Origin of the sequence: Rhodococcus sp. CH91, assembly GCF_022554085.1 — a bacterium.
GTDB lineage: Bacteria > Actinomycetota > Actinomycetes > Mycobacteriales > Mycobacteriaceae > Rhodococcus.
In genome coordinates, this window is sequence record NZ_JAKFYR010000001.1 from 488788 (window position 1) to 515073 (window position 26286).

Genomic DNA, 26286 nt, shown 5'->3' on the forward strand with positions numbered 1-26286 from the left:
CCGAAACCAACCAAGGAAGAAGGAAGGCCAATGCGCAAACTCTTCAGCGTCGACGATCATATCGTCGAACCGCGCGACACCTGGACTTCGCGGGTTCCCGCGCGGTTCAAGGACCGCGCCCCACGCGTTCTCGAGGACGAGAACGGTGCAGAGTTCTGGATGTACGAGGACACCCGCCACACCTACCTGGGCCTCAACGCCGTCGCCGGCAAGCCGCAGGAGGAGTGGGGCAGGGAGCCCATGCGATTCGAGGACATGATCCCGGGTTGCTACGACGCGGCTGCTCGTAAGACGGACTTCGAGCGGGCCGGCATCATGTCGAGCCTGAGCTTCCCGACCCTTCCGCGCTTCGGCGGTGCTCTGTTCATCAACTTCCAGGACAAGGAACTCGCAGATTACTGCGTGAAGGCCTGGAACGACTTCATGTACGACTGGCATCTCGTCGCACCCGAGATGTACGTGCCGATGGCGATCATCCAGCTCTGGGACATCGAAGCGGCGGTCGCGGAGATCAAGCGCAATCTCGAACGCGGCTTCCGGGCGATCACCATCCCGGAGGAGACCAGCAATCTCGGTCTGCCGTCCTACTACTCGGACTACTGGAACCCGATCTGGGAAATCTGCGAGTCCGAGGGAATTCCGGTCTGCATGCACATCGCATCCAGTGGCTGGAAGGCGTACCGGCCGCCGGAGTCGTCTGCTGCGCTCGAGATCGCACTGAGCATGACGCAGACCATCACCCACGCCGTCGGCATGATGTACGGGCCGGTGGCCCGCAAGTACCCGAAGATCAAGCTCGTGTACTCCGAGGGTGGAATCGGCTGGGTGCCCGTCACTCTCGAGCGCGCCGACCGTCAGTACGGCCTGCACAAGTACTGGGGTGACCTCGATCAGAGCCTCACGCCCTCGCAGATCTGCAAGCGCAACATGTGGTTCTGCATGATCGACGAGCCGTACGGCCTGGCCAACCGCCACGAGATCGGTCTGGACAAGATCTTCTGGGAGTGCGACTACCCGCACGCCAACTGCATCTGGGACGAGACCCAGCCGAAGGTCGAGGAACTCTTCGCCGACATCCCGGACGACGAGGCGGAGATGATCCTCTACAAGAACGCGGAGAAGATGTTCGACTGGAAGGTCCCGGAGATCCCGGATTGGGCGCGAGAAGCGCATATCCCGACCTTGGTTTCGAAGTAAGAGGGGAGTACTCACATGCCCGGGCCGCTCGACGGACTGCTCGTCATCGATGCCTCATGGGGGATGCCGTCCTCCATCACCTCGCTGCTGTTGGCTGACTATGGCGCGCATGTCGTGAAGGTCGAGCGGCCGGGCGGTGGCACCGACGCCGCCGCTCCGGAACGCAAGATGTGGGATCGCGGCAAGTGGAGCATCGTGCTCGATCCCGAAAACCCTGCCGACGCCGAAACCTTGCGCCAGCTTCTCCGCCGCGCGGACGTCTTCATCGAGTCGTACGGCGTGACGCGGAGCAAGGAACTCGGACTCGACTACGACGATCTCCGCGTCCTCAACCCGCGACTACTGCACCTGTCCTCCACGGGGTACGGCCGGTCCGGCCCCTGGCAGGACCGGCCCGGTTACGAGGCGCTGGTCGCCGCCCGGATGGGCTTCATGGCCGAGCAACCGGGACACCGGAAGGGGCCGATCTTCCTGGGGCATCCCAGCATCGGATACACGACGGGCTTCCTCGGCGCCATCGGCATCCTCGCCGGTCTGCGTGCCCGCCGTATCACCGGGCGCGGGCAGCGCGTGGATGTCTCGATCCTCGACGGTGTGCTCGGCCAGGCTCCGATGAACTGGTGGTTCACCTCGAAGGACGAGTCCTACCTCGACACCGAGGAGAAGGGCCATTTCGGTCACCGTCGCGTGCTCATCGACCTGTTCGAATGCGGTGACGGCGAGTACCTGATGATCCACACCGGCGGAAACGGGGCGTTCAAGGCCGCCATGGACGTGCTCGGGGTGGGGGAGCATTTCCGCACGGTGACCGGCAAGGTCGAGATGGCGGTACCGCTCGACGAGGAGGAATTCCGCATCGCCCGCCAGGAGGTGCCGAAGATCTGGAAGACCCGTCCTCGCGACGAATGGCTCGAGCTCCTTCGTGCGCGCGACGTGGCTGTCGTGCCCGTGCTGCGCCCCGGGGAGATTCTCGAGCACGAGCAGGTGCGGCACGCCGGCCTGGTGATGGACATGCCCGACGACGAGTACGGGACGCTGCGGCAGGTCGCGCCGGTCATCAAGTTCTCCACCGCCGTGCCCGACCTTCCTGCTCCGGCTCCTGCCGTCGGCCGGGACCAGGAGAAGCTGGCCGAATTGCTCGCTCGCGAGCCGAAGACCGAGGAGCCGGGGCAGAACCTGGACCATCCGTTGTCGGGACTCCGTGTTCTCGACCTGAGTCAGTTCATGGCGGCGGCCTACGGAGCGAAATATCTGTCGGATCTCGGCGCGGACGTGATCAAGATCGAACCGCCGATCGGCGACACGATGCGCTCGCTGCCCGATCCGTTCGAGGCGTGTCAGCGCGGCAAGCGAGCCATCGTGCTCGACCTCACGACGGAGGAGGGCAAGGGTCACTTCCTGCGCCTGCTGCAGACCGCCGATGTGGTCGTTCACAATCAGCGGCCAGGTAAGGCCGAGAAGCTGGGCGTGGACTACGAGACGCTGCGTCGGCTCAAGCCCGATCTCATCTACTGCTACCAGCCGGGCTGGGGCGCAGACGGTCCGTGGGCGATGGAGAAGAGCTTCGCACCGCTGCTCTCGGCGCTGACCGGACTCATGTACGTCGCCTCGGGCACGGGCAACAAGCCCGTGCGCCGCGCCCGGGCGAGCGAGGACTACTACGGCGGTTTCCTGGGTGCCACCGGCATCCTGATGGCACTCGAGCATCGGGCCCGCACCGGGGAGGGACAGTTCGTTCTGGCTCCGCAGTTGCACGCCAGCTTGTTCGCGGTGAGTGAGCACATGACCGACGGTGATCACAAGCCACTGGACACCGCCAGGCTCGACGCGCGCCAACTGGGATTGTCGCCGACCTACCGCCTGTTCGAGACCACCGATGGGTGGGTCTGCGTCGCGGCGGTAGGGGAGCGCGCGCAGGACCGCCTGAGGGAGGGACTGGAGTCCGCCGGCGTCGATCTGGGTGGTCTGCGGTGTGTGGAGGCTCTGGGCGTCTCCTTGGAGACATATCTGTCCACTCTCGACACGACCTCCGCAACGGCATGGCTCGACTCGCATAGGATCGCCAACGAGGTGGCCCGGGACACGCCCTTCATGCCGGAGTTCTTCTGGCAGGAATGGGCAGTGGCGTCGGGTCACGTTTTCGAACACCTAGAGCACGCAGACTGGGGCTACATCAGGGAAGTGGGCTTGACCGTGAGATTGTCCGAGACGCCGGGTCGGAAGACCGGTCCCGGACCGACCCTCGGACAGCACACCGCAGAGGTTCTCGACTCCTTGCAGGCCTGAACCTCGCCCTGGTCGCTCGAGCGATCAGAGGAGAGAGATGCCTGCTGAAGAGGCGAAGAAGCGCACTGTGGGGAAGCCGGTTCGTGGCGAGTCGGGTCCTGCCGCACCGCTGCGGCGTCCGCAGAAGATGTCGGAGTACACCGCGCGTCAGGTGGTGGCCGACATCGTGGAATCGGGTCTCGGCGCGGGCGACCGGCTTCCCGCGGTGGCTTCCATGGCCGAGCACTACGGGGTCGGCTACGCCTCCGTCCGGGAGGCTCTGCGCATGCTCGAGTCGATCGGCCTGATCAAAGTGAGGCCGGGTCCCAACGGGGGGCCGGTCGTCAACGACCGCGACGGCGCCGAGTTCAGTTCGGTGATCCGCCTGTACTGCCAGATCATGGGCGTCACCTACCGGCACATCATCGGAGCACGACAGGCCCTCGAGCCGATCCTGGTGCGAGAACTGGCGACCGGAGGGTCCCCGGAAGCCCGTCAGGAACTTCTGGATGTCACCGCACGAGATCCCGCTCCCGGAGCCGACTTCCGTGCACAAGCGCGTAGTTTCCACGACCTGATCGCGTGCTACTCGGTCGCCAATCCGGTGCTCAGTCTCTTCGCGCGCGCAGTCGGCCAGATCTACCGGGAGTTCATTCGCGCCGAAGGTCCCAGTACGGAGCCGGCGGACCGGCCCGAGATCCACGCCGAACACCGGGCCATCGCAGAGGCCGTAGCGGCAGGTGACGGACCCCTCGCCGAGCAGCTCATGATCCGACACATGGCCGATCTCGCCGAGTACGTCGAAACGCACTACGCGATGGCACTCGATTCGGTCATCGAGTGGGTGTGATTGCGTTCGTTCCCGGTGCACCGTAGTAGTTTTCGTATCCTCGTTCCGATTCTCCGGTCCGTGTGAACCGGATCTCATCCAGTGGCACCTTCCCCTCCTGCAACCCCCGCGCATGCGCTTACTGTCCAGATATCGCGCAGCCCGGAACAGAGGAGGAAAGATGCCAAGGAGAGGCGACCCGCATCCAGATTCAGGAGTCGGTCACGAGGCTGCGGTAACCACCGTGTTGGAGGCCGTAGAGGACATGCTTCCCGGTATCGGCGAACGTACCGCTCAGGCCGATGCCGAGCGTCGCCTCCCGGACGCCACGGTCAAGGAGATCGCGAACAGTGGTGTGATGCGACTGCTGCAGCCCAAGGCATTCGGTGGATACGAAGCAAGCCCGGTAGCGTTCTACGAGGCAGTCCTTGCGATCGCCGAGCGTTGCGGTTCCACCGCATGGGTGACCGGCGTCGTCGGTGTACACAACTGGCAGCTCGGGCTTTACGACGAAAAGCTCCAGCAGGAGATCTGGGGAGAGAACCAGGACACCTGGACCAGTTCGTCCTACATGCCCGGCGGCAAATTGACGCGAGTGACCGGCGGATTCGAGCTCACAGGTCGATGGAGCTTCTCCTCGGGTAGCGACCATTGCCAGTGGGCCATCCTCGGAGCTCTCGAGATGCACGAGGACGGCCCGCCGACCACCTACAACGTGGTCGTGCCGCGTACCGACTACGTCCTCGAGGACGTTTGGCACACAGTGGGTCTGCGCGGCACCGGCAGCAACGACATCGTCATCGACGGTGCCTTCGTCCCGGATTACCGGGCGCTGACGAAGACACAGGTCTACACGAACGACGCACCGGGGCGCGCACTCAACATCTCACCGCTGTTCGGCATGCCGTTCACGACGCTGTTTCCCAGCGCAATCACCAGCCCCGTCGTCGGTATGGCGAAGGGCCTCATCGACCTCGCGCTCGAGTACCAAGGCACCCGCGTCAGCCGGGCGCACGGCAAGATGCTCGACGCCGACCCGTACTCGGTGGCCGCTCTCGGTGGAGCCGCCAGCATCGTCGATGCGTGCCGGAGGCAGCTGCTCGGCAACATCGGTGACATCTACGACACGTTGATGGCGGGTGGAACCCCGACAACCGACCAGCGTTCCACGGCACGCCGGGATCAAGTGCTCGGCACCGTCCGGTGTGTTGCGGCCATCGACGACATCTACGACCGCCAGGGTGCCGCGGTGATCCGCGAAGACAACCCGATGGCCCGTTTCTGGCGGGACGCGCACACGGCCAAGCACCACACCATCAATACGAACGAACGAACCCTGCACAGCTGGGCGCACAACGCCATGGGGCTGGGCCCGAGCGAATCGATCGTCTGAGTGAAAAGGACAAGTCATGAGCGCTAAGAAGAACTACACCATCGTTTCGGCCGACACCCATGCCGGCGCAGATCTGTGGGAATACAAGCAGTACCTCGCCTCGAGCTGGCACGAAGAGTTCGACGAGTGGGCCAAGGCGTACTCGAGCCCCTGGGACGACCTGGTCAACGACACGGCCGCCCGCAACTGGGACAGCGAACTCCGTCGCAAGCAGATGGAAGAGGACGGCGTGGTCGGTGAGGTGATCTTCCCGAACACCATCCCGCCCTTTTTCCCGTCGATCGTCAACGTCGTGCCGCTGCCGACCACCCAGGAGCAGTACGACCGCCGCTGGGCCGGCATCCAGGCACACAACCGCTGGCTCGTCGACTTCTGCAACGAGCTGCCGGTCCAGCGACGCGGCATGATCCAGGTGTTCCCCCATAAGGTCGAGGACGCGGTCAAGGAGATCCACTGGGCCGCGGAGACCGGCGTCATCGGCGGCGTGGTCATCCCGGCGAGCCCGCCCAACCATCCGACGGTCCTGCCGCACTACACCGACCACTACGATCCGGTCTGGCGCGCCGTCGAAGAGACCGGTCTGGTCATCGGTACACACTCCGGTTCGGGTGAGCCCGAGTACCCGGACGATCCGGCAACCTCGGCCGTGATGCTCTACGAGTTCGGTCTGTTCACCAACCGCACCCTCTCGCACATGCTCATCGGCGGCGTCTTCGAGAAGTTCCCGAACCTGAAGTTCTCGATGACCGAGCAGGGCGTCAAGTGGGTCCTCGAGACGCTGCACAAGCTCGAAGTGCAGTTCGCTGCCGTCTCGGACCGGCCGTGGCTCGAGATGTTCGTCAAGCAGGCGTTCGACAAGCTGTCGCTGCGTCCGAGTGAGTACTTCGCCCGCAACTGCTTCGTCGGCGCGAGCGTCATCCGCCCCGGCGAGGTCCAGCCGGCCCTCGGCCTCGGACCCGGAAACGTGATGTGGGGCAGCGACTATCCGCACCGTGAAGGCACCGCACCCTACACCCGGGAGCATCTGCGGGTCGCGCTGGCCGACGTCGAGGAGGCTGACGCCCGCCGTCTGCTCGGCGAGACCTGCGCCAACTTGTACGGCTTCGATCTCGCCGCACTCGACAAGATCGCCGAGCAGGTCGGCCCGAGCGTCGAAGAGTTGAAGGTTCCGCTGGCCCGCGAGGACTACCCGACCGACTGCGAGTGGTTCCAGGACGCCATGCAGACCCTCGCTCGGTGACAAGGAAATATCGATGACGATCCACTCGCTCGGCTATCTCCGTCTGACCTCGGTCGACGTCGACGCGTGGACTCGCTTCGGGACCGACGTCCTGGGGATGACCGCTCAGCGGTCTCCCCAGGGCGGGGTCGCATTCCGGATGGACGAGCACGCCGCTCGCCTCGAGATCGTTCCCGGGGACGCGAGCGGTGTCGCGGGCATCGGTTTCGAAGTGGAGAACCGCGGCGTGCTCGACTCTCTCGCCGACGACCTGACGGCACGCGGATTCGACATCCGGAGCGCAACTTCCGCGGAATGCGACGCCCGTCGGGTGCGGGACATGCGGCTGCTGAACGACCCGTTCGGGATGCCGCTCGAGTTGTACAGCGGCCCGTCGCTGGTGCACGACCCGCTAGAAATCCGGCATGTTCGCGAGTTCGTGACCGGTGATCTCGGAATGGGTCACGTCGTCTTCGGTGGTCCCGAAGCCGGCGACGCACTGACCTTCTACCGCGACGTTCTCGGTTTCGTCGATCGCAACACCATGCGTGCGATGGGGCCGGACGGCACGCGGGGCGACGAACGGATCACGTTCCTCGGCTGCAACCGTCGCCACCACACCGTGGCGTTGATGAAGCGGCCCGGGCCCGCTCAGCTGATCCACTTCATGGTGGAGGTCGGTTCGATCGACGATGTCGGCCGTGTCTACGATCGTGCGCTCGACTCGGGTATCCCGCAACGCCTTTCGCTGGGCCGGCACAGCAACGACGGGATGGTCTCGTTCTATTCGACGACGCCCGACGGTTTCACCATCGAGGTGGGATGCGAAGGACGCCTGATCGAGCCCGGGACACCGACCTACGAAACCACGGCCACCAGTTACTGGGGGCACAGAAAGGTGAGTGCATGACGTCGTCGCTCGAGTGCGATGTCCTCGTGGTCGGCGGCGGTGCAGGCGCCCTGACAGGCGCTCTCACCGCCGCCACTCTCGGTCTCGACGTGATCCTCGCGGAGAAGACCGAGTATCTGGGAGGTACAGCCGCCTACGCCGGAGCCGGACTGTGGTTGCCGCTGAACAAGATCTCCGCCGCTGCCTTCCCCGATTCCCGGGAGGAGGTCGGTGACTATGTCGCCGCGACGACGGACGACACCGGATTCGCCGATCTGCGTACGGCATATCTCGATGCCGCGCCGGAGATGATCGATTTCCTGCTCCAGGACCATTCCCTCGATTTCTACTGGCGCGCATTCCCCGACTACTACCCGGACGCACCCGGTTACAAGCCCCAGGGCCGCGCCATCTTCCCGAAGCCGCTGCCCGCCTGGGCGCTGGGCGACCTGATCCACCTGATCCGGCCGGAACTGCCGTTGATCCGCGGCGGCCACGACACGGGTAGCCGGGTGGAAGGGGGACGCGCGCTGCTGGGACGTCTCATCCAGGCCTGTGTGCGTGCGGGTGTGCGGATCGAACTCGAGTCGCCTCTGGTCGAACTCGAAACCCGGGACGGTGCCGTCGTCGGCGCCCGGCTCGGGGGGCCGGAGGGTGACGTGCGCGTCCGTGCCCGCGCCGGTGTCCTGCTGGCCGCCGGCGGATTCGACCACGACATCGAGCTGCGGAAGCGGGAGGGCCATCCCGTCGAATCCGGTTGGCAGATGGGCGCTCCCGGAAGTACCGGTGAGGTGCTGGCGGAGGCCCGCCGCATCGGTGCCGGTGCCGACCTGCTGCACGAAGCCTGGTGGACTCCGGCCTTCCGGACTCCGCTCGGCCCGTCCTTCCGGGTGCGCGAGCGGGGTCACCCCGGTTCGATCGTCGTCGATCAGGACGGTCGCCGCTTCTGCAACGAATCGCTTCCCTACGACCGCATCGGCCGGGCATTCCGCACCGGGGTACTGAACGGCACCCTGACCCTGCCGGCCTGGTTCATCGTCGATCAGGCGTACGTCGATCGCTACGGGCTCAACGGTGAGCCGCCGCGTGCCCCTGTTCCGGAGGAGTGGCTCGCCGGCGGGTTCGCGTATTGCGGCGACGACCTGGAGAAGCTCGCTGCGGCCCTGGGCATTCCGGGGGACAATCTGGTGGAGACGGTGGAGCGGTTCAACGGATTCGCCGAGACCGGCGTGGACGAGGACTTCGGTCGAGGTGGCAACGCGTTCGACCTGTTCTTCGGCGATCCGGAGGTGGACCCGAATCCGGCGCTCGCGCCGCTGAAGACGGGTCCCTTCTACGCCCTGCCCATGATCCTCAGTGATCTCGGTACGAAGGGTGGTCTTCGCGCCGATCCGCATGCCCGGGTTCTCGACGAGTCCGGTACGCCGATCCCCGGGTTGTACGCGGCCGGGAACATCATGGCCTCGTGGACGGGATCCTGCTATCCCGGTCCCGGTGCCCCGATCGGGTCGTCGATGGTCTTCGGGTACCTCGCCGCGAGGCACATGGTGGACAGGGCTGCGACGTGAGTGGGTCCGGACTGCCGTCCGGCGCGGTGGCGACCGCGACCGGCGATCCGGATCCCCGGCTCGCGGACTGGGATCGGCTCGCGCAGTGGCTCCGCGGCCGGGAAATCGGACCCGACCCGGGCAGTCCCGTCGAGGTGCTCGCCGGGGGCACGCAGAACATCCTCATCCGGTACACGCATGCAGGTCGTGACCTGGTGCTTCGTCGCCCGCCCCTGCATCTGCGCGCGAGCAGCAACGCGGTGCTCCGTCGAGAGGTCGAGATTCTCGGCGCACTTGCCGGGAGTACCGTCCCGCACGCCGGTCTCGTCGCGGCATGCACCGACGAGAGTGTCACGGGGTGGGTCTTCTACGTCATGGAGATGGTCGACGGATTCAACCCCGCCGTCACCCTCCCAGCCCGATTCGTCGACGATCGGAATCTGAGGCGTGATATCGCGTTCCATGCGATGGATGTCCTCGCCACGATGGGAAACCTGGACTACCGCAGCGTCGGTCTCGGAGAATTCGGGAAGCCCGACGGCTTCCTGGAACGTCAGGTTCCTCGATGGTTGCGGGAGCTCGAATCGTTCGGCGCCCTGGATGGTTACGAGGGTGTGGAACTTCCGGGTCTCGAGCGCATCGTGGAATGGCTACGAGCTCGGCGGCCGGCCACCTTCCGGCCCGGCATCATGCACGGCGATTATCATCTCGCCAATCTGATCTTCTCGGAGCGCGATGCCCGCGTCCTCGCGGTGGTCGACTGGGAGATGGCCACCATCGGTGATCCACTTCTCGACCTCGGCCGGTTCCTGGCGACCTGGCCGTCTGCCGGCGAACCGATCGGAACCGCCGGGCCCATCTACCTCACTGACGGGCTTCCCCGGGCCGATGAGCTGGTGGAAAGGTACGCCGCCACCAGCGAACTCGATGTGAGCGCCGTGGATTGGTACATCGTGCTCGCCTGTTTCAAGATCGGCGTCATCCTCGAAGGAACCCACGCGCGTTCGTGCGCGGGACTGGCCGACCCCGCCGTCGGCGCGCGGTTGCATCGGATGAGCCAAGCCCTGTTCCACCGCGCAGAAAGAATCGTCTCGTGACCACCATTCCCCAGCACGTCCCCACCGACCCGCTGTTCGACGTCCGCGGCAAGGCGGTGTTGATCACGGGAGGTACGCGCGGCCTCGGTCTGCAGATGGCCCATGCCTTCGCGGCACGTGGCGCGAACGTGATCGTCGCCAGTCGCAAGTCGGCCGCGTGCGAGGAGGTCGCGGCGGAGCTGCGCGAGAGCTACGGCGTCGACGCCGGTGCGTATGCCTGCAACGTGAGTGACTGGTCGCAGTGCGACAGCCTGATGGAGACGGTGCACGAGCGGTTCGGTCAACTCGACGTGCTGGTGAACAACGCGGGACTCTCGCCGTTGTATCCGAGTCTGGACAAGGTCGAGGAAGCCCTGTTCGACAAGGTGATCGGCGTCAATCTGCGGGGTCCTTTCCGGTTGTCGGTGCTGGCCGGCACCCGGATGGCCGAAGGCCGAGGTGGTTCGATCGTCAACATCACCTCGACCCAGTCGATCAAGCCGAGACCACATGCTCTGCCCTATGCGGCCGCGAAGGCCGGATTGAATGCTGTGACAGAGGGTCTCGCCCACGCCTTCGGTCCGTCCGTCCGGGTCAACGCGATCCTGTGCGGGCCGTTCCTGACCGAAGTGTCCGAGGCGTGGGACATGGAGGAATTCGAGGAGCGGGCACAACGGACGATGGCCCTGCAGCGCGGTGGTCGCCCGGAGGAGATCGTCGGTGCGGCACTGTATTACGCCAGTGACGCGTCGAGCTTCGCCACCGGGGCAGTGCTGCGTCTCGACGGCGGCTACGTCTGAGGGGTCGCGCGGTGTGCCGGGATCCGTGGTGACGGCGGAATCCGGTCTCATCCCCCGGCACAGAACTCTGTCGGCCGCCCTCCGCGACTTCTAGGTTCGCTCGTATGGGAACGCACAGTTCGGATCTGATCGTCCAGCGGAACGTCGAAGTGCCGATGCGAGACGGCACGATCCTGAGGGCCGATCTCTACCGTCCCGCAGCCGAGGGCCCCTTCCCGACACTGCTCCAGCGCACGCCGTACAGCAAGGATTTCGACCCCGGTCTCTGGGTGGTGCTCGACCCGATCAAGGCGGCCTCCGCCGGTTTCGCGGTCGTCGTCCAGGACGTTCGCGGGCGAGGGCGTTCCGACGGCGACTTCTACCCTTTCACCGCCGAAGCCCAGGACGGCGAGGACTCGGTGGCGTGGGTGCGCGAACAGAGTTGGTGCAACGGAGCTGTCGGCATGTACGGCAGTTCGTACATGGCCGCCGCTGCGTGGCAGGCTGCCAAACGCTCACCCGAAGGACTGATGGCCCTCGCTCCGTTCCAGGCCAGCAGCGATTACTACGAGGGTCGCAGCTATCGTGGCGGCGCCTTCGAACTCGGCGCTCTGCTGGGTGTCTCGCTCAACGCCCTCGGTGGTGGCATCGCGCACCGGATGATCAAACGCGGCGAGTTGCGTCCCTCCGCCGCACGCGAGGCACGGGAAGCCGTCAACGATCTGGCTCCCTGGGCGCGGACCGCGCCCGTCGAGAAGCTGCGCGAGACGGTCCTCGGCGACATCGCCCCGTTCTTCTTCGACTGGGCCGCCGCGAACGATCCCGCCTCCGAGATCTGGACCTCTCTGTCGGTGGAGTCGTGCTATCCGGATGTCGACATGCCGGTCCTGCACCTCAGCTCGTGGTACGACCAGGCGCACGTGGGCACCCTGCGCAATTTCGAGGGCATGACCACGCGCGCCCCCGAATCGGTGCGCGACCAGCAGTTCCTGCTCATGGGTCCGTGGGCACACCGCGTTCCGCGGGGCAGCACCCTGGGCCAGTTGAAGATCGGCGACCTCTACTTCGGTACCGGCGCAATGTTCGACATGGACAACCTCCAGATCCGTTTCTTCCGTAGCGTTCTGGACGGTGAGCCCGCGGCGTGGCCGTATCCGGAACGCGTCCGGCTGTTCATGATGGGGGAGAACGCCTGGCGCGACTATCCGCAGTGGCCTCCGGCCGAGGCGCAGGTACGCCGTCTGCACCTGGCCGGGAACGGCACCGCCACCCGGCAGGACGGCAGCCTGTCCTGGGAAGTACCCGCGGTGGAGGTCTCCGACAGCTGGCGGCACGACCCGGAGAATCCCGTGCCCACGCTCGGCGGCGCGCACATGACCCCCGAAGCGGTCTGCCCGGCCGGCCCGGTCGAGCAGACCGACGTGCAGCGACGGGACGACGTGGTCGTGTTCACCGGCCCCGAACTCACCGAGGATCTGGACGTCATCGGCTGGGTCGACGCCGAACTGTGGGTGGACGGCAGTGCCGTCGAGGCCGACTACTCGATCACGCTCAGCGACGTCCATCCGGACGGTCGCAGTTACAACGTCTGCGACGGCTACCTGCACGTCCCTGCGGGCACCGCGACAGCGGACGCCCCCTTACGGATCGGCCTCGGAGCCACCGCACAACGTTTCCGGGCGGGTCACCGCATCCGCGTGCACATCGCAGGCAGTTCGTCGCCACGTCACCCGATCGTCGGGGGCATCGACGGCGCGGTGCGCACCCAGACCGTCCGTTCCGGGGGTGTGGCGGCGTCGGCGGTACTGCTACCGGTGGTCGCCGCGGATCCGACCGCTCCCTGACCCGTTCGTCACCTCGATAGGAGACCAGATGCTGCACACGGTGGATACGACCCGTGAAGGAACACGACGCACGTTCGACGGCGTCACTCCGCTGAGCTACCACATCGCCGGCGAGGGTGAGACCCTCGTCATGCTGCACGGTTCCGGACCCGGTGTCTCGGGATGGGGCAATTTCGGCGCCAACCTCCCGCTGTTCTCGCAGCACTTCCGCACGATCATCCCGGACCAGCCCGGTTTCGGCCGGAGCCCGCGTCCGGAGATGGATCGTCCCTATCACCGGATCTCGTCGGACGCGATCGCCGCCCTTCTCGACGACCTGGGCGTGGAGAAGGCGCATGTGCTGGGCAACTCGATGGGCGGCAGCGTCGCGGCCCGCTTCGCACTCGATCATCCGGACCGTCTCGACAAGCTGGTGCTGATGGGGCCGGGCGGCGTCGGTGCCGCGATCTCGGCGCCCTCCCCGCCCGAGGGGCTCGCTCGTCTGGTCGAGTTCGCCCAGGACCCCACGCGCGAGCGACTGGTCGCGTGGATGAAGACGATGGTCAGCGACAAGGCTTTCATCACCGAGGAGCTCATCGAGGAACGGTGGCGCAACGCGATGGAACCCGGCGCCGTCGAGTGGCTCCGTCTCTTCTTCTCCCACATCGGCGGCAAGAGCAAACGCCCCACAGAGGAGATCCCGTTGTGGGCCCAGGTGCCCAAGATCGCAGCTCCGACCTTGATCACCTGGGGCCGTGACGACCGGGTCACCCCGCTGGAGATGGCGTGGCTTCCCCTGCGTCAGATGCGCGAGGTCGAGCTCCACGTCTTCTCGGGGTGCGGCCACTGGGCGATGACGGAGAAGCGTGAACAGTTCGAGCGCGTGGTCATGGAGTTCCTGACCCGCCCAGTTGCCACATCCGTGGCGTGAATCGGAGGTACGAGATGCAGGTTCGTTCGGGTCAGCGCTACATCAGCGCGGTGTGCGCGACGTCGATCGTGGTGGTCAAGGGACCGCAGTCCGATATCGATCTGCGCTGCGGCGGAACGGCGATGCTGGCCGCCGGCAGCGAGGTCGAATCCCGCCCGGGGCCCGCTGCGGGCTACGACCACGGCACGATCATCGGTAAACGCTATTGGGACGAGGAGACCGGCCTCGAGGTCGTGTGCACTTCCGCGGGCCCGGGTTCGCTGAGTCTGGGTGACCGCGCTCTTCCGGAACGCCCTCCGCAGCCTCTTCCCTCCTCCGACTGATCCGCCGACCGACCAGACCGACCGACCCGTAGACAAGGAGTCCGGTGAACGACTTCGCAGCCCTGAAGGAGTCCGAGATCGCCGCGTGGGACCGGCAGGTCGACGTGATCGTCGTCGGGTGCGGTGCCGCCGGCGTCTCGGCAGCGATCGAGGCGCGCACCACCGGCGCCGAGGTGCTCGCCCTCGAGGCCGCCGGCGAATCCGGTGGCACTTCGGCGATGTCGGGTGGCCTCATCTACCTCGGAGGCGGAACGGCACTGCAGAAGGCATGCGGATTCGAGGACTCGCCGGAACAGATGGCCCGCTTCCTCATGGCGGCGTGTGGTCCTCACGCCGACGAGGAGAAGGTGCGGATCTACTGCGAAGGCAGTGTGGCGCACTACGACTGGCTGGTCGAATGCGGTGTGCCGTTCACACCCTCCTTCTGGTCGGCTCCTACCGCGGAGCCGTGGAACGACGACGGGTTGATGTTCTCGGGAGGAGAGGACGCGGCGCCTTTCGCCGACCTCGTGAAGCCTGCGCCCCGCGGACACTGCCCGGCCGCACCGACGGCGTCGCGCCATGGAAGTGCCGGTGGGTTCCTGCTCATGCAGGTGCTCGCCCGCCGCGTAGCCGAACTCGGCGTCGAGCAGAGCAACAACACGCGCGTGCGGCGCCTGGTCGTCGACGATCGTGGGGCGGTGGTCGGAGTGGTCGCCCGCCGGTTCGGGCAGGATCTGCACCTGGCGGCGCGTCGCGGGGTGGTACTGGCAGCCGGTGGCTTCATCCACGACGACCGGCTGCTCTCCGAGCATGCTCCGGCCCTGGTCGGCACGGACAAACTCGGGGTGGAGGAGAACGACGGATCGGTGCTCCGCGCCGCGATGGCGGTCGGAGCCGCGACGGTACACATGGATGCCGGCGAAGCCGCGTTCTCGGTCCCTCCCGCTCTGGTCAAGCCGGGCATACTCGTCGATGCGGAGGGCCGGCGGTTCATCAACGAGGATGCCTATCTCGGCCGGGTCGGACAACACGGCCTCTTCCGCCGGGACGGACGGGTCTGGCTCGTCTTCGACGAGAAGATCTTCGACGCCGCAGAAGAATTCCGCGGCCCGGTGCAGCCCCATGTCGTCGCCGAAACGGTCGAGGAACTCGCGGAGGAAACCGGTCTGCCGGTGAGTGCTCTCGTCGAGACCGTAGCGGCCTACAACCGGGCGGCCGAAGCCGGTCGCGACGAGCAGTTCGGAAAATCCGGGCGATGGCTCGAACCCCTCCGGTCACCCTTCGCGGCCCTCGATGCGCGCGGGCGATTTCGTACCTTCACTCTGGGCGGTCTCCGGACCGACCCGGACGGGGTGGTCCTCGATCGTGAGGGTCTACCGGTGCCCGGCCTCTATGCAGCCGGCCGGATCGCGTCCGGCATCCCCGCCACCGGCTACGTGAGTGGTGCCTCACTGGGCGATTGCACCTTCTTCGGCCGGCGTGCCGGGGCGTCGGCGGCCCTCGCGCGCACCGGGAATTCGACGACAGTGGAGGTCGGCTCGTGCGCAACCAGGTGATCGACGATGCCGCCCGGCATCCGTGGCAGGAGACGTTCGACGTCGTCGTGGTCGGAAGCGGCGCAGCCGGTCTCGTCGCTGCAGTGACGGCCGCCGACGGTGGTGCGTCGGTGCTGCTGCTGGAGAAGAGCGACCGCCTCGGCGGGACGACGGCGCTGTCGGGGGGTGCGGCCTGGATCCCGGCCAACAGTCATGTCGGCGAACTGGGCGGGACCGACTCACGATCCGATGCCCTCGCATACATCAGGGCACTGTGCGACGACGATGTTCCCGACCCCGCACTGGTCGACGTCTTCGTGGAGACCGCGCCGCAGATGCTGGCCTATCTGGAGGAGCGCACTCCTCTGAAAACGGCCGCGATCCCCGGATTCCCCGATTACTACCTCCACCTCGAGGATCTGCCGGGCCGGACCGCCGGCGGCCGTGCCGTCGAGGCACTGCCGTTCGCGGTCCGGGACGAACTCCCCGACCACGCCGATGCTCTGCCCATCCGTTCGACGTTGAACATATTGGGGGAGAGGACCACTCACGCAGAGGAACGGGCGCCGCAGGACCCCGGGGAACTGGCCGGGTCGATCGCCCGGCGCACGACCGACGATGTGCGGGTCAAAGGTGTCGCGCTGGTGGCGCGATTGCTCCGTGGTCTCGTGGACCGGGGAGTGGTCGTCCGGACGTCGAGTCCGGTCGACGGTCTGGTCCTCGCCGACGACGAAGTGGTCGGAGTGCGCACCGACGGTGGCACGGTCGCTGCCCGGCGGGCCGTCGTGCTGGCCAGCGGGGGCTTCGAGTGGGATCCCGATTCGGTCCGGGGTTTCATCGGATACGACGTCGTGCCCGTCAGTGCCCCCACGAATACCGGTGACGGACTGCAGATGGCGCTGGAGGCCGGTGCCTCGGTGGCGAACATGCGGTCCTATTTCGGTACCGCCGTCGCCTACGACCCGACGGTGACCGATCACGATGCGCCGGTGGCGCAAGCGGGACTGCCGATACGTACGCATGCTTCCTCGCTGATCGTCGATGCCCGCGGCGAACGGTTCCTGAACGAACACACCCGTTACAACGACTTCCCGAAGGTCTTCGGCAATTTCGACACCCGAGGCCCCGGATTGCCCAATCTCGGTGCGGCATGGCTGATCTTCGATGCCACCGCGCGTTCGCAGACGGCCGTGCTCTCGGCGGCCCCCGGCGATCCGGATCCGGACTGGCTGCATCCTTCACCCGACCTCGACCGGCTCGCGCAGCGGTTGGGCATCGACGCTGTGAACCTGGCGACGACGGTGGCGGAGTACAACGACTTCGCGAAGCGGGGCGAGGACCCGAAGTTCGGACGCCGCGCGATGGCTCCCGTCGAGACGGCGCCCTACTATGCGCTGCGCGTATATCCGGGAACGTTGAGTACCACGGGCGGGCCCCGCATCACCCGTCACGGTGAAGTGCTTCGGCGGGACGGCACGCCGCTGCCCGGGCTGTATGCGGCCGGTACGGTGGCTGCGGGAATCTTCGGTCACCTCTACCCGTCGGGTGGTTCACCCATCGCCATGGCGATGACCTTCGGCTTCCTGGCCGGACGTCACGCTGCTACCGCTCCCGCACGCCGCGTAGCCGTGTGAGCCGGTGGTCCGTTCCTGCGGCGCGCTCCTGCGGGCGGGGGCGACCCGGCCGCCGTTTCGCACTCGGCCGGCTCGGGTAGTCGACGGGCACCCGTCCTCGACAGGAGCCGTCACGACATGAAGCTCAGCACCGTGCTCGCCACCGCCGCTGCCACGACGACCACCGCGATCGTCGGATCGATCGCCTCCCAGGACACGAACTCCCGGTGGTACCGCAAGCTCCGTAAGCCGGGTTTCCAGCCTCCGGCCGCGGCGTTTCCGATCGTGTGGACGGCCTTGTACGCCGATATCGCGGTGACCTCGGCCGTCGCGATCGACGAGTACACCGACGCCGACGATCACGTGGGCCGACGTAACTACATCGCGGCGCTGGCCACGAATCTCGTTCTCAATGCGTCGTGGTCGTGGGTCTTCTTCAAGTGGCACCGGCTGCTGCCTTCCACCCTGGTGGCTGCCGCGCTCGCTGTCAGCACGGCAGATCTGACGCGGAGGACCGCGGAGGCGAGCCCGGCAGCAGGGGCGGCGCTGGCTCCGTACTCGGCGTGGACGGCTTTCGCCACGCTTCTGACCGGACGGATCACACAGCTCAACCGCTGATCCGGGCTCTCACGGACGGTAGATCGCCGCGGTGACGTAGGCGGCGATGTCCGCGTGGGTCATGTGCCGGGCCGGGGAGAGCAGCTGAGCGAAGACCACGCCGACCATGAACTCCACGGCCGCCTCCGGGGTCGGCCCGAGATGGGGGGCCAGGGGCGAATCGACGACGTGGACGAGAGCTCGGTCGGTGACGATGTCGACCAGCGTGTTTCCGTGTTCGGAACGGATGAGCCAAGGCGTGAGGGCCGAGCCGTCGATGCGCAGGGCGGCCTGCAGGGCGTCGTTGCCGGCGTTGTAGTCCAGGACCTCGCGTACGAGCATGTGGATGGTCTGCTGCGGTTCGTCGGCGAATCGCAGGCGGCCGAGGACGAGGCGCTCGAGTGTGTCGAGTTCGTGGTCCACGATCACGCCGAGAAGACGTTCCTTCGAGGCGTACCGGCGATAGATGGTCGCCCGGCTGATCCCCGCTTCCCGGGCCACGGCTGCGAGGCTCAGGGCGCCGACGCCGACCCGCCGCACCACTGTCCGAGCCGCTGCAATCACGTCGTCGCCGTTGGTCACGGTCCCAGCCTATCGAGGGGAAATCTCCGGTCCGGAGTGAGACGGATATTCCCAATGTGTCTCAACTGTGCGACTGTCGGTACATGACTGTTGCAACGGGGGAGTCGGAGCAGACCGTTCACGAGCTCGGGCGATCACCGTGGGATTCCCAGCATCGCGAGTTCGACTACGAGCTGCGCGACATCGAGGGCGTCTTCCCGGCGGGCTTGCGGGGTTCGCTCTACCGGATCGGGCCCGGGCGACTCGACATCGACGGGCATCCGCTCGGTCACATCTTCGACGGTGACGGCATGGTCTCCCGGATCCGTATCGGCCCGGACGGCATCCACTACCGGAACCGGTACGTGCGCACGAAGAGTTTCGGGAGGACCACCGACACCAGGCGTCCTCCGAAAGGTTTCAGCACACAACGTCTCGGCGGCCCTCTCGCCAATGCGCTGAGGTTCCCGGAGAACCTGGCGAACACCGGTGTGCTGGTGCACGACGAGGTGCTCTACGCCCTCTGGGAAGGTGGACGTCCACATCGGCTGGACGCAGAGACGCTGCAGACCTACGGCCCCGAATCGTTCGATGGTGCACTGAAGAGGCTGGGCGCCTTCTCGGCACATCCGAAGACCGACCCGGCCACGGGAGAGGTCTTCAATTTCGGGCTGGACTTCTTCCCGCGCCCCGTGATCCGCTGCTACCGGCTCGATCGCGGGGGACGGCTCCACGGGCTCGCGACGATCCCGATCCCCAAGCTCGGCTTCGTCCACGACTTCGCGCTCACCGAACGGCACATGGTGTTCGTGCTCGGCCCGCTGGTGGTCCGCAATCCCGTTCCCGTCGCGCTGGGATTGCGCCCGTTCGACGATGCGCTGTCGTACCGGCCGGAGCTCGGCACCACCATCGTGCTGGTGCCGCGAGACGGGGGCAGCCCGACGGTCTTCGAGCACGACGCGCTCTTCCACTTCCACGTCACCAACGCCCACGAGGCGGGGGACCGCACCGTCGTCGAACTCGTCGTGCACGACCCGGCCGGAGGCTGGACCGGGTGGAACGGCCACCTCCGCAACTTTCGCGGCGACGCCGGACCGGCCTTCGGTGGCACTCTCACCCGACTGTCCGTCGACCACCGGACCCGCCGTGTCGACACGACCGTGCTCGACGATCACGGGTGTGAGTTCCCCCAGCTCGATCAGCGCTTCGCGACCACCGAGCATCGCTTCAGCTACACCGCGTCTGCATCGACCCCGGGTGGGAATCCCGACTCGATCACCACGGTCGACCACCGCACGGGCTCGTCGAGCCGATACACGGCCGAGGCCGACAACACGGTCTGCGAGCCGTTGTTCGCGCCGGGCGGCGACGCTGAGGGCGACGGGTGGCTGCTGACCCTGGAACACCGGCCCGCGCGCAAGAGCAGTACGCTCGTCGTCCTGCGGGCGGATCGGCCGGACGAGGGGCCCGTCGCCTCGGTGCAACTGCGCCATCACGTGCCGATGACCTTCCACGGCGCATTCCGTTCCGACGCTTCCGGTCGGGGGAGCAGACCGGCCGAGAACCGGAAACGGCATGGGTGATGATGGAGGCATGCTGGAAACACCCGTCATCATCGGTATCGGATCCATCTGTGTGGGGTTCGTCTTCTTCATGCTCGCCGCGACGGGGACGCGCTCACGGTGGGACAGGAAGATCACCATCGCCCTCTTCGTGATCGCCATCGTCTTCATGACGATCATCCCGGTCATCGGGGCGGTAGGGTTCGCGGCCTGACGGCTGCGGCGGAAGTACTCGCACGTCCCGGATCGCCGTGGAAGTATCCCCCGCAGGAAACCGAGCAGGGGAGGTTGCGGTGGGTGGCGTCAGCGGGGAAATGAAAGATGAACTGACGAAACGTCTTTCGTCTGTACTGGGTGGCCGGTGGACGCTGCGGCGCATCGAGCGGCTCACCGGTGGCGCGAGCCGGGAGACGTGGGCGCTGACGGCAGTGTCGGCGGGCGGCACCGTGCGTGAGCTGATCCTGCGCCGCGACCCACCCGGACGCGAGGACGCCGGCAGGATCGCGATGGAAGCGGCGTCGTTCGACGAAGCAGCACGAACCGGTGTGCCCGTGCCCGAGGTGGTCGACCGCAGCGGAGACGAGCCGCGTCCCGGGATCGGCGCCTATCTCGTGATGTCGCGGGTGCCCGGTGAGGCACTGCCGCAGAAACTGCTGCGCGACGACGAACTGGACGACGTCCGCGCCGCGTTGCCCTACGAACTCGGCCGCATCCTCGCCCGGATCCACCGCATGGACGTCGGGGCCGTACCGAACCTCCCCGACTACGATCCGCTGTCCTTCCTGTTCGACGAGTACGTCGCTACCGGGGCGCCCGTGCCGGCCCTCGAGGCGGCCTTCGCGTGGCTGACCCGCAATCGCCCGCCGGCGACCGGGAAGGCGTTCGTGCACGGCGACTTCCGGAACGGGAATCTGCTGGTCGACGCGGACGGGATACGCGGGGTGCTCGACTGGGAACTGGCGCATGTCGGAGATCCGATGGAGGACCTCGGGTGGTTGTGCACCCGGACGTGGCGTTTCGGGTCACCCCACCCGGTCGGTGGTTTCGGTTCCCGCGACGACCTGTTCCGCGGTTACGCCGACGAATCGGGGCGAAGCCCCGACCCCGAGGTCGTCCACTGGTGGGAGGTCTACGGATCGTTGCGGTGGGCGGTGATCTGCCGGATGCAGGCGTCCGCGGCCCCGGGGGACGAGAACATCCTCGAACTGCTCGCCATCGGACGCCGCGTCGCCGAGTGCGAACACGACCTGCTCGATCTGCTCGGCGTCGCCCCCTACGACGACACGACCACCCCCGCCCCCGATACGGACGACCTCCTCGGAACGCCGCGGGCGGAGGAGCTGCTCGATGCGGTCCGCGCTTTCGTCCTGGAGGTCGGATCCGGTGCCGACGCGAAGACCCGCTACCGGAGCCGGGTCGCGGCGCACATGCTGGGAATCGTTGCACGGGAGGCCTCGGTCGCTCCCGCGGTGCGTGAGACGTACCGGGTCCGGCTCGCCGGGCTCGGCTACCGCGCGGAGAGCGAACTCGCGCTCGGAGTGCGCGCAGGACATGCTCGCATCGACGACCAGCAGGTGGCCGAGGTGATCAGGGGGCTGGCCGAGAGCCGATTGAAGGTTGCGAATCCGAAATATCGATGACCGCGTCCCCGGCGTCCGCGGCCTAGTCTCGGTACGGAAAGCTCATCCGCCACCTCGAAAGGGAGTGCAGTGCCGAAACGACCCATGCCCGCGGCCGTCGCCGAGTTCCTCGCACAGCCCAACTACGCCACGATCAGTTCCCTGCGCCCGGACGGGCAGCCCGTCTCCGTTCCCACCTGGTACCTCTTCGAGAACGGCCGGATCCTCGTCAACATGGACGAAAGCCGTAAGCGCCTCGAGTATCTGCGCAACGATCCACGGGTGAGCCTGTCGGCGATGGACCCGCAGGATTGGGTCACGCACGTGAGTATCCAGGGGCGGGTCGTCGAATTCGCCGACGATCCCTCTCTGGAGGACATCGACCGGATCGCGCGGCACTACACGGGCGAGCCGTACCACGATCGGCGAGGCAAGCGTGTGGACGCGTGGATCGAGATCGACCGCTGGCACGCGTGGGGGCGTCTGCGCAACGCCTGACACGGAGGGAGGCCGGCGCTCAGACGACACCGGCCTTCTTCGCGGTGCTGCGCACCTGGAACGCCAGGACCACCAGCAGCACACCGAACAGGATCGCGTAGACAGCCAGCAGCACGATCAGGCTCAGGATGCCCTCGCCCGGGAAGATCAGCAGCACGATGCCGAACAGGACGGCGAGGACGCCCGCGAGCACCGACCACACCCATCCGGACGAGTGGACCTTGCGGAACCGGATTCCGGCGACGATGCCGGTGATGCCGTAGAGGATGGCGTAGAAGGCGATGACGTACAGCAGCGCCAACGCGGTGATGCCGGGCCAGAAGAGAGCCACGAGACCGGCGATGACGGAGACGATGCCCATCGCCAGCCACCAGCCCCATCCTTCGGCCCTGTCCCGTACGGACTGCACGATCAGCACGATCCCGTCGACGACGGCGTAGATGGCGAAGACCACCACGAGCGCCCACACCGTGATGCCGGGCCAGACGAGGGCGACGACGCCGAAGAGGATCGCGAGGATGCCGCGCAGCAGCACCACCCACCAGATCTGCTTCAGCAACGACCGGAACGGATCCGTGGGCGAAACCGAGCTCGTGGACATGACGGCTCCTGGTGTGCGAAGTGCTCCTGTAGCCCAGAGGATATGTGCGGTCGTGCAGCCGTGCGTGCCGAATCGGTGAGCGAGGTTACGCTCGGATCGTGGCCACGGCGAGGATCGGGATATCCGGCTGGCGTTATCCGAGCTGGCGCGGTGACTTCTACCCGGAGGGGCTGGTCCAGCGCAGAGAGCTCGAATACGCCGCGCAGCGATTCGATTCGATCGAGATCAACGGGTCGTTCTATTCGCTGCAGCGACCGAGCAGTTACCTCACCTGGAGGGACGCCGCGCCCGGTGGCGACTTCGTGTTCGCCGTCAAGGGTGGACGATTCGTCACCCACATGAAGCGACTCGCCGGCGTCGACGACGCACTGGCCAACTTCTTCGCCTCGGGCGTGCTCGCCCTCGGACCGACACTCGGGCCGTTCCTGTGGCAGCTACCTCCCACTCTCGGTTTCGAGGAGGGCAGACTCCGGGAGTTCTTCACGCGGCTACCGCGCACGACCACGGCCGCGGCCGAACTCGCCCGTCGGCACACCGACACACTCACCGGTGACAGGGCGTGGGTGGACACCGATGCCGAACGTCCCCTGCGGCATGCGGTCGAGGTGCGGCACCCGGCTCTCGCGACCCCCGAAGCCGTGAAGTTGCTGCGCGCCCACGATATCGGGCTCGTCGTGGCCGACACGGCCGGCAGATTCCCCTTCCTCACGGATGTCACGAGCGACTTCGTCTACGTGCGGATGCACGGTGACAAGGAGTTGTACGCGAGCGGGTACACGCCCGATGTCCTCGATGTGTGGGCGGAGCGGATCGGCGGGTGGGTGCGCGACGGGAGGGACGTCTACGTGTACTTCGACAACGACATGAAAGGCTATGCCCCACACGACGCACTCGCGTTGCAGGAACGCCTGTGACCGGGCGTCCGGGACGAGGACAGGAGATCGCTGTGTGGCCCGACCACTGGCCGAGAACGCCACGGGAGATCGCGGCGGCCACTGCCGATGCCCTCGCCGCTGCCCGCAGCGAGTCGGCCGAGGCCTTCGACGAGGCCATCTCTGTACTGGTCGACCTGCCCTACGAGCAGGTCACGGCCGTGCACGCGGGCATGGTCCGGGAGTTGCTCGAAGAGCTGCATCCCGACGGTCTGTCCGGTGAGGACGTCCAGGCAGTGCTCGAACGCTGCGTCCGGTCGGGACTGCGGTGGTTGCCGTCTCTGCAACCCGATGCCGCCGTGACCGTTCTGACGGGTGCGCTCGGTGTGTCCGATCCGGACGCCGAGCGCCCCACGATCAGCGCCGGGCAGTATCTCGCTGCCGGTGTGCTCGTCGTCGCGGATCTCGTCGCCGCGCGTCGGGTGGCGCCCGAGCCGTATCTGCGCCGGGCCGTGAGCGAGATCGAACGGGCCGAGACGCAAGAGATGCCCTGATCTCCGGGGATCAGGCCGGGTAGTGGTTCTCGACGTTGCGGACGACCTTGCGCAACAGGTCGGAGAGGGCCTGAATCTCGTCGTCGTCGAGTCCGTCGAGCATCTGCTTCTCGCGCGCCAGGCGCCGCGGGAATTCCTTCTCGACGAGTGCGCGCCCTTCGTCTGTGAGGGTGAGCAGCACGACGCGGCCGTCGCGCACGAGTCGTTTACGTTCGACGAGGCCGAGTCCGGCGAGTCGTTCGGTGTGCTTCGTGGTCGACGCACCGGAGATGCCCGTGATGGAGGTGACCTCGCTGGCGCGCAACGGATGATCGCTGCGGGCGAGTGCGCTGAGTACCTCGAATTCGCTGCGGCTGATGCCGCTCCCCTCGAGTTCCCGATCGAAGTAGGTGAGCGCGAGCGACCCGATGCGGGTGATGCGCCCGATCACGTCGATGGGACGGACGTCGAGGTCCGGGTACCGGGCGGTCCATCCGAGGCGTACGCGATCGACGTAATCGGGCTGAGGTGTCTCGGAGGGCATGTGGCAAGTCTAACTGCAGAAGGAAAACAACTTCATAGATAATTCACCAGTAAAACAATATGGTGGGTGGATGCTTGCCCGCCGACTCGAAGACCGTTCCCGGCTCCGTCACGCCCACGGAGCGCTCGCGCATTCACTGTCGGCGACCGCGTGGAAGGACGCCCTCGAGGTGCGTCGCGGCGATCCGACCGTGGCCGTCGCGCTCCGTGTGGGGTGCGCGACGCTGCTCGCTCTCGTCGGCGGCGGTCTGCTCGGTTACGGGCAGGTGGCCGGTTTCGCGGCGCTCGGTGCGCTCACCAGTGCCTTTCTGCGCTACGAACCGTATCCGCTTCTGGCGGTACGGCTTCCGTGGATCGGCCTCGGCATCGTCGGGTACACCGCGTTCGGTGCTGCGCTCGGCGCGATGGGCGCTCCGCTGTCGCTGCAGATCGTCGTGCTCTCGGTGGGATCGGCCGTCGCGTACTGGGTGTTCACGGCATTCTCCTTTGTGGGTCCCGGCCCCGTGATCCTCATCTTCGCGGCGGCCGGCGCAACCGGTTTCGCCGACGGATGGAATGACGTGGGTCTGGTCGCCGCCGCGGCGGCCATCGGTGCGGCGACAGGATTCGTCGTCGCGATGTTGCCGGCGCTCTCGCATCCCCACACGCCCGCTCGTCTCGCGGTCGCGCGTGCACTGGCAGCGGTCTCCGCCCTCGAAACCCGAGGTGCCGAAGCGGTTCCCGCCGCGCGAGGGAGTATCCGGAAGGCCCGCGAGACCGTCGCGCTGAATGCCCCGGGGCGTCCGGATGCCCACGTCCACGAACTGCTCGCCCTGCTCGACGCGGCCGAAACGGTGCTCGACAACGGGCCGCACGACACCTACCGAGCGCGCCGCGACGACTTCGTCCGATTCGAGGCGGAACTTCGGAAAGCACGACGCGACATCGAGATTCCGCGTGTCGAGGTCGATGGGCGCCCGGTACTGCCGACACCGCCCGGGTTCGTCCGTGAAGGATGCGGCCGTCTGCTCGACCGTGTCGTTCTGCTCGGATCGGCCCGGGTGCTCGTCGCGTCGTTGCTCGCCGCGTCGTTCGCCGCGCTGATCGGACTCGATCACCCGCTGTGGGCCGCGATGGGTGCCATGGCGGCCCTGCAAGGTCTGAACTACCACAACACCGTTCAGCGTGCCATCCAACGTCTGCTCGGAAATGTGGGCGGGGCGATGATCGCTGCCGTGCTGCTGGCCCTCGACCCGGGCTACTGGCCGGTGGTCGCGGCCGCCGTGCTGTTCCAGACGCTCACCGAACTCACGGTGACCCGGAATTACGGACTCGCCTCGGTCGGGGTCACGACGATGGCGTTGTTGCTCACCGGTCTCGGTCAGCACGCAGGCCCGGGCATCGCAGTCGACCGGGTGGCGGACACCGTCATCGGTGTGGTCGTCGGCGTGATCGTCGCTGCGGTCACCATCCGACGCGACGACCGGCACCATCTCGTCGCGTGACGAGACAGCGCCGGT

25 protein-coding genes are annotated in these 26286 nt (G+C 66.8%); 22 read left to right on the forward strand and 3 right to left on the reverse strand.

Annotated features, from left to right (window positions below; all coding sequences use genetic code 11):
* Positions 1-30: 30 nt before the first annotated feature.
* From MOM01_RS02315 to MOM01_RS02385, 15 genes are all read left to right on the forward strand, one after another.
* The gene (locus MOM01_RS02315; protein WP_241383762.1) at positions 31-1197 is read left to right on the forward strand and encodes an amidohydrolase family protein; all 1167 of its coding nucleotides are present in this window, start codon (positions 31-33) and stop codon (positions 1195-1197) included.
* 15 nt (positions 1198-1212) lie between these two features.
* A complete protein-coding gene (locus MOM01_RS02320) occupies positions 1213-3483 on the forward strand; it encodes a CaiB/BaiF CoA transferase family protein (RefSeq protein WP_241383763.1) in 2271 nt (756 codons plus the stop codon).
* A 37-nt stretch (positions 3484-3520) separates the two neighbouring features.
* Positions 3521-4312, forward strand: a complete 792-nt coding sequence (locus MOM01_RS02325) for a FadR/GntR family transcriptional regulator (RefSeq protein WP_241383764.1) — start codon at positions 3521-3523, stop codon at positions 4310-4312.
* 223 nt (positions 4313-4535) lie between these two features.
* Entirely contained in the window at positions 4536-5684 is a 1149-nt protein-coding gene (gene hsaA / locus MOM01_RS02330) for a 3-hydroxy-9,10-secoandrosta-1,3,5(10)-triene-9,17-dione monooxygenase oxygenase subunit (protein WP_241383765.1), read from the forward strand.
* 16 nt (positions 5685-5700) lie between these two features.
* Positions 5701-6924 (forward strand): amidohydrolase family protein, encoded by a 1224-nt coding sequence (locus MOM01_RS02335; RefSeq protein ID WP_241383766.1) that lies wholly within the window; start codon positions 5701-5703, stop codon positions 6922-6924.
* A gap of 13 nt (positions 6925-6937) precedes the next feature.
* Positions 6938-7813 (forward strand): VOC family protein, encoded by an 876-nt coding sequence (locus tag MOM01_RS02340; RefSeq protein ID WP_241383767.1) that lies wholly within the window; start codon positions 6938-6940, stop codon positions 7811-7813.
* A complete protein-coding gene (locus MOM01_RS02345) occupies positions 7810-9360 on the forward strand; it encodes an FAD-dependent oxidoreductase (protein ID WP_241383768.1) in 1551 nt (516 codons plus the stop codon). Before MOM01_RS02340 ends, MOM01_RS02345 begins: the two co-directional genes overlap by 4 nt.
* A complete protein-coding gene (locus MOM01_RS02350; RefSeq protein ID WP_241383769.1) occupies positions 9357-10436 on the forward strand; it encodes a phosphotransferase family protein in 1080 nt (359 codons plus the stop codon). The genes MOM01_RS02345 and MOM01_RS02350 overlap by 4 nt, the downstream gene beginning before the upstream one ends.
* Complete coding sequence (locus tag MOM01_RS02355) at positions 10433-11215, forward strand: SDR family NAD(P)-dependent oxidoreductase (protein WP_308196953.1); 783 nt, start codon at positions 10433-10435, stop codon at positions 11213-11215. Before MOM01_RS02350 ends, MOM01_RS02355 begins: the two co-directional genes overlap by 4 nt.
* 104 nt (positions 11216-11319) lie before the next feature.
* A complete protein-coding gene (locus tag MOM01_RS02360) occupies positions 11320-13038 on the forward strand; it encodes a CocE/NonD family hydrolase (RefSeq protein ID WP_241383770.1) in 1719 nt (572 codons plus the stop codon).
* Positions 13039-13066: 28 nt separating this feature from the next.
* Positions 13067-13948: an alpha/beta fold hydrolase gene (locus MOM01_RS02365; RefSeq protein ID WP_241383771.1), complete on the forward strand. Its 882-nt coding sequence runs from the start codon at positions 13067-13069 to the stop codon at positions 13946-13948.
* A 14-nt stretch (positions 13949-13962) separates the two neighbouring features.
* Positions 13963-14271 (forward strand): hypothetical protein, encoded by a 309-nt coding sequence (locus tag MOM01_RS02370; protein WP_241383772.1) that lies wholly within the window; start codon positions 13963-13965, stop codon positions 14269-14271.
* 44 nt (positions 14272-14315) lie between these two features.
* Positions 14316-15809 (forward strand): FAD-dependent oxidoreductase, encoded by a 1494-nt coding sequence (locus MOM01_RS02375; protein ID WP_241383773.1) that lies wholly within the window; start codon positions 14316-14318, stop codon positions 15807-15809.
* Positions 15794-17422, forward strand: coding sequence for an FAD-dependent oxidoreductase (locus MOM01_RS02380; RefSeq protein WP_308196954.1), 1629 nt, complete (start codon positions 15794-15796; stop codon positions 17420-17422). The genes MOM01_RS02375 and MOM01_RS02380 overlap by 16 nt, the downstream gene beginning before the upstream one ends.
* Positions 17423-17539: 117 nt before the next feature.
* Positions 17540-18019 (forward strand): TspO/MBR family protein, encoded by a 480-nt coding sequence (locus tag MOM01_RS02385; protein WP_241383774.1) that lies wholly within the window; start codon positions 17540-17542, stop codon positions 18017-18019.
* Positions 18020-18028: 9 nt separating this feature from the next.
* Here MOM01_RS02385 and MOM01_RS02390 read toward each other — a convergent pair whose 3' ends face one another.
* On the reverse strand, positions 18029-18580 hold the full coding sequence (locus tag MOM01_RS02390; protein WP_241383775.1) for a TetR/AcrR family transcriptional regulator: 552 nt from the start codon (positions 18578-18580) through the stop codon (positions 18029-18031).
* A gap of 83 nt (positions 18581-18663) precedes the next feature.
* Here MOM01_RS02390 and MOM01_RS02395 point away from each other — a divergent pair, with 83 nt between their 5' ends.
* The 4 genes from MOM01_RS02395 to MOM01_RS02410 all read left to right on the forward strand — a co-directional run bounded on the left by MOM01_RS02395 (position 18664) and on the right by MOM01_RS02410 (position 22238).
* A complete protein-coding gene (locus MOM01_RS02395; protein WP_241383776.1) occupies positions 18664-20142 on the forward strand; it encodes a carotenoid oxygenase family protein in 1479 nt (492 codons plus the stop codon).
* Between the two features lie 10 nt (positions 20143-20152).
* Positions 20153-20335 carry a hypothetical protein gene (locus MOM01_RS02400; RefSeq protein ID WP_241383777.1) on the forward strand — a complete coding sequence of 61 codons (183 nt, stop codon included), beginning with the start codon at positions 20153-20155 and terminating at the stop codon, positions 20333-20335.
* Positions 20336-20435: 100 nt separating this feature from the next.
* Complete coding sequence (locus MOM01_RS02405; RefSeq protein WP_241383778.1) at positions 20436-21761, forward strand: phosphotransferase family protein; 1326 nt, start codon at positions 20436-20438, stop codon at positions 21759-21761.
* Positions 21762-21830: 69 nt separating this feature from the next.
* Positions 21831-22238: a TIGR03618 family F420-dependent PPOX class oxidoreductase gene (locus tag MOM01_RS02410; protein ID WP_241383779.1), complete on the forward strand. Its 408-nt coding sequence runs from the start codon at positions 21831-21833 to the stop codon at positions 22236-22238.
* Between the two features lie 19 nt (positions 22239-22257).
* On the opposite strand, the gene MOM01_RS02415 is transcribed toward MOM01_RS02410, so the two are convergent.
* A complete protein-coding gene (locus MOM01_RS02415) occupies positions 22258-22839 on the reverse strand; it encodes an HdeD family acid-resistance protein (RefSeq protein WP_241383780.1) in 582 nt (193 codons plus the stop codon).
* 98 nt (positions 22840-22937) lie between these two features.
* Between MOM01_RS02415 and MOM01_RS02420 the strand changes: the two genes are divergently transcribed.
* Positions 22938-23753: a DUF72 domain-containing protein gene (locus tag MOM01_RS02420; protein ID WP_241383781.1), complete on the forward strand. Its 816-nt coding sequence runs from the start codon at positions 22938-22940 to the stop codon at positions 23751-23753.
* Positions 23750-24265, forward strand: coding sequence for a hypothetical protein (locus tag MOM01_RS02425; protein ID WP_241383782.1), 516 nt, complete (start codon positions 23750-23752; stop codon positions 24263-24265). The genes MOM01_RS02420 and MOM01_RS02425 overlap by 4 nt, the downstream gene beginning before the upstream one ends.
* Positions 24266-24275: 10 nt before the next feature.
* On the opposite strand, the gene MOM01_RS02430 is transcribed toward MOM01_RS02425, so the two are convergent.
* Positions 24276-24788, reverse strand: coding sequence for a MarR family winged helix-turn-helix transcriptional regulator (locus tag MOM01_RS02430; protein WP_241383783.1), 513 nt, complete (start codon positions 24786-24788; stop codon positions 24276-24278).
* 70 nt (positions 24789-24858) lie between these two features.
* On the opposite strand from MOM01_RS02430, the gene MOM01_RS02435 reads away from it, so the two are divergent.
* Positions 24859-26271: an FUSC family protein gene (locus MOM01_RS02435; RefSeq protein WP_241383784.1), complete on the forward strand. Its 1413-nt coding sequence runs from the start codon at positions 24859-24861 to the stop codon at positions 26269-26271.
* The last annotated feature ends 15 nt before the right edge of the window (positions 26272-26286 follow it).